Raw genomic sequence first — 6,323 nt, forward strand, 5'->3', positions numbered from 1 at the left:
ACCGGTTAACCCTGCTTGCGGGCGTGATTGGCGGCGGCAATCCAAAGCAGTGCAAGGCCAAAGGATGCGATTGCGTTCCAGCTTGCCATGGAGAGGGAAAGCATCTCCCAGGGGACTTCATCGCAGCGCACCAGCGGCGCGGACATGATCTGTTCCATCAGCTGGTCGGGGGACAGGCCGCCGATTGGACCGGAAGTACAGGTGGAGGGGCCCTCCCAAAGCCCGCGTTCAACTCCGGTGTGGTAGGCGCCAATACCAGCTGTCGCAAGCGCAGCCAGCATTCCGAGGTACGGCAGCGCCGCTCCAGGAATGAGCAGCGCGAGAACGCCGATCCCCGCGGCGGCAGCATGAGGATAGCGCTGCCAGTAGCACAGTTTGCAAGGCGCCATTTCGCCGATGTACTGAAAGCCCAGGGCGCCAAGCAGAAGTGCGGCGGAACCGCCCGCTGCCAGAATGATCAGAATTCGATGCATGATCAGATGAACCTTACCATCAGGAAACCGCCGAAGAGAACGACCATAAAGGCCGAAAAGACAAACCCGAGGCGGCGTTCAATGAAATCGCGGATCGGGGACCCGAATTGCCAAAGCAGCCCCGCGACGATGAAAAAGCGCAATGCCCGCGCAAGGATAGAGGTGGCAATGAAAGTGCCAAGCGGCATCCCGGTCCACCCAGACATTATGGTGATCACCTTGTAGGGGAACGGCGTGATGCCGGCGCCCAGAACTGTCCAGAAGCCGAAGTCATTGAACCGGGTGTTGAATTCTGCCATGGCATCTCCTTTGCCCATAGCTTCCAGCACCGGCTGGCCTAAGCTGTCATAGAAGAAGGAGCCGATCACATAGCCCAGAACCCCGCCCGCAACTGAGGCAACCAGCGCCACCAGAGCGACCAGCCACGCCCGGGAGGGGCGGGCCAGTATCATCGGGATCATCAGCACATCAGGCGGGATTGGGAAAACGGAGCTTTCGACAAAGGCAACTGCAGCCAGCCACCAAAGTGCTTTGGGGTGATCAGCCAGAGCCATTGTCCTGTCGTATAGCGGTTTCAGCATGTTTTGACCTGCGCTCTCAATGGCTTTGCTGTGGGAGGTGGCATGCGAACCTTGGTCCGTCAAGCTTTGCGGCCGATGAATTTGCCATGGACGGAATTTTCACTGGCGCAAGGCCGATTTGCCTCTGGACCTCCGGCGCGTGCTTGGCTAGGAACACTACGTGGCCCAAGTGGCGGAATGGTAGACGCAGGGGATTCAAAATCCCCCGCTGGTGACAGCGTGCCGGTTCGAGTCCGGCCTTGGGTACCAATAAAAACAAAGGCCTGCAGCGCGTTCTTGCTGCGGGCCTTTGTCGTTCTTTCTTGTGGCTCCCACTTGCGACACCCACAGGCATGTTCTGCTCTTTTTCCGTTCAAAACCTAGGTGCGGCGCATTTGGGCTGACCGCGAAAGCGTCTTGCGGCTTGCGCGCTTGCGGTAATAAGCTACCATTTCGGCGCTTGGACCGGTGACTGCTTGGATCTCCGCGTCACTGCAGCCAGCCTCAGTCAAGCAGATGATTGCCAATTTCCGCAACCCGTGCAGGACGAATGGTTTCGCCTTCTCGCCAAGACTGTTTCGCCAGCTGCGGAAGGCCTTTTCAATAGCGTCGTAGCCAAGTGGCTGTGACAGGTTTTTTGAGAGGACGTGACGGCTTCTGTTCAGCAGCTGATCGACGTACTTGCTCAGATCTTCCGGGCAGTAGGTATCGAGGGCTTCTTCGGCCTTTTCGTCCAGGAGCTCCATCCATTCGCCGCGGAATTGGTCCCGGCGCGTCTGGATTGCCACGTTAGGGCGCTGCCCAATCCCGAGGATCGGTATTTGTCGGTTTTGCGCGGGGTTCCGAAAGCTTGTCATGGGTGGCGCGGATCGCTTGGCGGGGGGGGGGCGCCAACGTCTTTGCCGGCGTTCTTCTCCATGATCCGATCCATGGCTCTCCGGTAGGAGCGCTTGGTCCTTTCAGCAAGATCGGACTTAACCCTAGGGTTGTTCCGCCGCGACTTAATGAGCGCGCGCCAGGTGTATTTAGCGAGCTTGACGCCTGATCAGCAGGAATGGCACGCCGCATGGCGCGGGCAGAAAGCCGTTGTGGAGACCGTTGCGCAGGCGTTGGATGCCTGCGGCATCGAGTTCCGGGGGCAGATTGCATGAGCAACCCATGGATTAAGTTCTATACAGGTGATTGGCGGTCTGATCCCGCCTTGAGAAGGTGCCGCATGACAGCGCGCGGTTCTTGAATCGAGATGATTTGCCTGATGCATGAGGCCACCCCTTACGGCCACCTTTTTGTCAAAGGTCACTCCCCGACAGAGGCGCAACTCGCCGTACTGGTAGGAGCCCCGTCCGACCAAATCGCAGCATTGCTTGGCGAACTGGAAATGGCCGCATCTTCTCCCGCACGCTCGGGCGTCATCTACTCGCGGAAGGTGGTGCGAATGGCGAAGAAGGCGGCAACGGCTCGCAGTAATGGCCGTAAGGGTTGCAATGCAAGCCTTTCAAAACAAACGGCAAATAATCTGTTGGTTAGAGGTGAGGATACCGTGCCGGATACCCCCCCCGGAAGCCGGAGGCTAGAAACCAGAAGGTAAAAGAAGAAGCTAAAGCTTCTTCAAAAAATAGCGCGGAACCCGTCATTCGCGCTGAGGCCGGCAAGTTCCGCGACTACTGGCACAGCGTGGCCGGGCAGAAGGGCGTCAAGCTCGAATGGCTCGCCACATGCCGCAACTGGATGCGCAACTCCCAACCCCCCCCAAGATCATCCCCGGAGGCCAACATGCAAAATCTCCCCGCGACCCCGACCGGCTTCAACGCGTTTTCACCGCAACAGCAACAGGCACCTCGGGCCAAGATTGGGGGTAGGGCGCAGGCTATTCTCGGCCAGTTCTGGCACGACGCTGAAACGCCCGGCGCCACGCAAGCAATTGAGAGGGAGGGCTGGATGGACGTTCTGGAGAACTGCAGCCACAGCGAGATCCGTGACGCCTGGCGCCATTACCAGACCGACCCGGAAAACCGCTCCGCCCGCGGCCGCTTGGGAAAGCCCGACGCTGGCGCCATTCGATCGTTCATTCTTCGCAAGCGCCCCAAGCCTCAGCTGGTGCAGCCCGAGCCGGAGGAGCCCAAGGCGCCGCGCGTCACGGCGGAGCGGGCCAGCGACATCATGCGTGAAGTCGGTTTCGACCCGACGCCCGGCGGCTAGCTGCACAAGTGCACGGACACCCAGCACAGGACCGGTGCAGAATGACCTGGTACCTGGGCATCACCACCACCCAGAAAGGCACCCTCCCGCGCAACCTGCATTTCGTGGTGGAGACGGGCGAGGGGCCAGAAATCGTGAGCCAGAAGCAAGGGGAGTTCACCGTCGAGCGCCAGCCGCGGGCTCTCGGAGTCGAGGCCTTCGCCCCGCGCAAGATCGAGTTCAAGCGCCAGGGGAAGAAACGCTGCGCCGAGCCGGTCACCAGCGCTTACCTGCCGGGCTACATCTTCGCGGATATCCCGCCCATGGTTCAGGCTGCCCATGATGTGCATCCGATGATCGAGGTGCGCGCGCAGATGTTCGGCCAGTGATTGACCCGTTGGATGTGAAGGGGGCGGCGTAGGAAAGGACGCGGGATGCTCTGGCCTTTGGCTGCGCAGATGAGCGATCAACGCCTCAAAGGACTTGGATCTCTGGGTGACAGCAGTGCTCAAGTCCAATGGACTTCATTTCCAGATGAGATGACGCCGGTCTCGGCTATGAAAAACCTTGGTTTCATGGCTTTTGGGGACTTTAGAGGGGCCATATACCAAAGGTTTATATCGTTTGGCCAAGGGTTTATACGCTTTGGCCTTGGGTTTATTGCTTCTTTGCCTGCTTGAGTGCAGTCAAGGCGTATGCAGCCAAGAGTTGCGCGTGTTGCCGGTGCGGCGGCGCGCTGAGGCGGGAACCAGGCTTAGCTCAGAATGTAGCAAGGTGTTTTAGAGGCGCCGTTGTCTGCCTGAGTTCCAAACGCCCGAAATAAAAGAATGGTGCCCTTGGGGGCCGAGGCACACAGGAGAGAGCGGGTGGTGAAAACTGTCACAACGGATGCTGAGGCCTTTGCCATCTACGAGGCATTTCTCCGGGCTGCCGAAGAAGGCAACGAGCCATTGCTGGACCTCAGCGATACAGGATTCTATGGCAGCAGCGGCGAGGGGCTTTCGGCGGCGGAACTGCAGCAGGAGAACATTGACCTCTCTGCACAGCTGATTGCTGGGGAACGAGGCGTAGGCGCCTCCAGTCCGGTGTCCGTCCAGGCGGTCAGTCAGATCGCCGAGGCGCTGATGGCGCAGGTCAATGACGCTACGGGGCTGGCGGCTGAGCCGGATGCAAATTTCACCGTTGCGGAGCGGGAGGCACAGGCCGAGCAGCTGTCAGCTGACATGATCGCTCAGTTCGAAGCCCAGATTGCAACCGACCCTTCGGCCGCTGCCTACCTTCCCAGCACTCCGGAAGAGAAGGTGCAGTTCAATCAGGGTGTTCTGAATGCTATGGAAAACCTCGCTGATGCGAGGGCCTTTGCCCAGAAGCTGCTGGCGGGCGATACCAGCCCTGAAAACATCGGGCTTGCAGTTGCAACCGCGGTCCGGGCAGCAACATCGATCTTGAAAGTGTTGCCGCTGCCGCCCGCGGCAAAGGCGGTGGTGAATGTTGTCAACATGGCGACCTACCTTGCCCCTGGCATCGTTGCCGCTGCCAAAGGGGACGGGGACCCCGCCGAGCTGCTGACCATCGCCCTTCAAATGACAGCTTCAATCTTGAGCTGGGGGGTGTCTGACTATTTCTTTGATTACATCGCCCCTGTCATTATCTCTGCGGCGGTCAATGCTGAACTAGGTGCCAACGGACTGATCGACCTGTCGCCGGCAGCTGTGACACAGGGCCTTATTGAGGCGGCAGTGCATGACAACGGCGGCACCCTGCCGGATTGGTGGTACAGTGCTTCCGGCGGCAGCAGCGGCAATGAGACCTCCAGCCGGGCCCAGGTCATTGCCGACGCATATGGCGGGTTCACCAACAGCCAAAGCTACTTTGCCACCCTGTCAGCGGACATCCGGGCGAAGTACGGTGTCTACGGAAAGTATTACCAGGAGCTGACCCTGGATATTGACCCGAACCTCGGTGAAACACGGTATTATTTCGCCTTCGACGGGCGTTTTGAAACCCGGCCTACTTTGTCGGCCTCAAACATTGTTTTCCCAGGCGTTGATCCGAACACCACCAACCCCTGGGATTTTATCCACCTGTCGAACAATCCCGCTGTGATCAATGGCGGGTTGTATATACTGGAAAAGGACGCGGCGGCCTACAGTACCAGCGATAATGCAGATACCGTCTATGCCCCAGCGGGCCGGCCGGTCAATCTGCTGGGGGGCAATGACAGCTTCAATTTTGCCCAGGACGGCGGAGGAGGCACTGCAGTCAGCGCTTACTACCGGAGCTCCTCGGTTGGCAGTATTGATGGCGGTGACGGCTGGGACTTGTTGAGCACCGCGGGTCTGACCCAGGGCAATCCGGACGGCTATACTGGCGACATCGTGGTGGATCACAACACGGTGCGCTTTGTTAAGGGCGAGTTCTACGGCGCCGATGCCTCGAATTTCCGCATTTTGGCCACTCATTCTAATTTCGAAGAATTCCATGTGGGCGACCTGCGCCTGTTTGACATGCGCCAAGCGGCGCACAGCATCAAACTGGTCACCGCGGATTCCTTTGACGCTGTCTCCTTTGCCGAAATTTACGGCAGCAGCCACGGCGACACGCTGATCATCGACACCGGGCGCCTGATCTCCAATGTGGCCAGCCACGGCAACTTTGGCGCACAGAATGTCTCGGTGGATGCCGGCACCGGGCATGACTATGTGGCGGGCGAACTAGTCGATGGCGCTTCGTACGAAGGCGGCAGTGGCATAGATACCTTTGAGATCCTGGCGCCTGACGTGACTGGCGTGCCTGCGTGGCCTGCCGACTATGTCGCAGGCTATAGTGTCACGTTTCTGGACTTGGAAACCGGCTCAAGCTGGATGCGCAGCCATGCGACGGAGCACAATCAGTTTGGCAATGTTATTTCTGATACCGCAGTGCATTTGGATACGCAGGCGACGGTCACCGGCTTCGAATGGGCAGTTGGAAGCCAATATCACGACACGATCTACGCACTGAACTCCGGCTCGCGTCTGCGCGGCCAGGGCGGCAATGACGTGCTGCACGGGCGTGACGGTAGTGATCAGCTTTATGGCGGCGATGGCAATGATGCGCTGCAGGGCGGCGG

General features: G+C 59.3%; 8 protein-coding genes and 1 tRNA gene. 6 read left to right on the plus strand and 3 right to left on the minus strand.

The window, feature by feature from the left end; all coding sequences use genetic code 11:
• Positions 1-5: 5 nt before the first annotated feature.
• Together RA19_RS08735 and RA19_RS08740 are read right to left on the minus strand one after the other, a co-directional pair.
• A complete protein-coding gene (locus RA19_RS08735; protein WP_039161608.1) occupies positions 6-473 on the minus strand; it encodes a disulfide bond formation protein B in 468 nt (155 codons plus the stop codon).
• 2 nt (positions 474-475) lie between these two features.
• A complete protein-coding gene (locus RA19_RS08740; protein WP_039161610.1) occupies positions 476-1,054 on the minus strand; it encodes a YqaA family protein in 579 nt (192 codons plus the stop codon).
• 163 nt (positions 1,055-1,217) lie between these two features.
• Here RA19_RS08740 and RA19_RS08745 point away from each other — a divergent pair.
• A tRNA-Leu gene (locus tag RA19_RS08745) sits at positions 1,218-1,303 on the plus strand.
• Between the two features lie 110 nt (positions 1,304-1,413).
• Here RA19_RS08745 and RA19_RS08750 read toward each other — a convergent pair.
• Positions 1,414-1,821, minus strand: a complete 408-nt coding sequence (locus tag RA19_RS08750) for a hypothetical protein (protein ID WP_206540267.1) — start codon at positions 1,819-1,821, stop codon at positions 1,414-1,416.
• A 216-nt stretch (positions 1,822-2,037) separates the two neighbouring features.
• Between RA19_RS08750 and RA19_RS26955 the strand changes: the two genes are divergently transcribed.
• The 5 genes from RA19_RS26955 to RA19_RS08770 all read left to right on the plus strand — a co-directional run.
• Positions 2,038-2,184, plus strand: a complete 147-nt coding sequence (locus RA19_RS26955; protein WP_193748243.1) for a hypothetical protein — start codon at positions 2,038-2,040, stop codon at positions 2,182-2,184.
• 787 nt (positions 2,185-2,971) lie between these two features.
• Positions 2,972-3,232 (plus strand): hypothetical protein, encoded by a 261-nt coding sequence (locus RA19_RS26525; RefSeq protein ID WP_152615715.1) that lies wholly within the window; start codon positions 2,972-2,974, stop codon positions 3,230-3,232.
• A gap of 41 nt (positions 3,233-3,273) precedes the next feature.
• Entirely contained in the window at positions 3,274-3,600 is a 327-nt protein-coding gene (locus tag RA19_RS08760) for a hypothetical protein (protein ID WP_039161616.1), read from the plus strand.
• Positions 3,601-3,669: 69 nt separating this feature from the next.
• The gene (locus tag RA19_RS08765) at positions 3,670-3,891 is read left to right on the plus strand and encodes a hypothetical protein (protein ID WP_152615716.1); all 222 of its coding nucleotides are present in this window, start codon (positions 3,670-3,672) and stop codon (positions 3,889-3,891) included.
• Between the two features lie 189 nt (positions 3,892-4,080).
• Positions 4,081-6,323 (plus strand): calcium-binding protein (locus RA19_RS08770; RefSeq protein WP_446720269.1); only part of this gene is annotated, 2,243 nt, incomplete at its 3' end.

Source organism: Leisingera sp. ANG-M1 (genome assembly GCF_000813745.1).
Taxonomy (GTDB): domain Bacteria; phylum Pseudomonadota; class Alphaproteobacteria; order Rhodobacterales; family Rhodobacteraceae; genus Leisingera.

What these genes read in the sequence shown, in the direction of transcription:
- RA19_RS08735 (WP_039161608.1), bottom strand. Translation starts at nt 473, where the DNA reads ATGCATCGAATTCTGATCATTCTGGCAGCGGGCGGTTCCGCCGCACTT.
- RA19_RS08740 (WP_039161610.1), bottom strand. Translation starts at nt 1,054, where the DNA reads ATGCTGAAACCGCTATACGACAGGACAATGGCTCTGGCTGATCACCCC.
- RA19_RS26955 (WP_193748243.1), top strand. Translation starts at nt 2,038, where the DNA reads ATGAGCGCGCGCCAGGTGTATTTAGCGAGCTTGACGCCTGATCAGCAG.
- RA19_RS26525 (WP_152615715.1), top strand. Translation starts at nt 2,972, where the DNA reads ATGGACGTTCTGGAGAACTGCAGCCACAGCGAGATCCGTGACGCCTGG.
- RA19_RS08760 (WP_039161616.1), top strand. Translation starts at nt 3,274, where the DNA reads ATGACCTGGTACCTGGGCATCACCACCACCCAGAAAGGCACCCTCCCG.
- RA19_RS08765 (WP_152615716.1), top strand. Translation starts at nt 3,670, where the DNA reads ATGAGCGATCAACGCCTCAAAGGACTTGGATCTCTGGGTGACAGCAGT.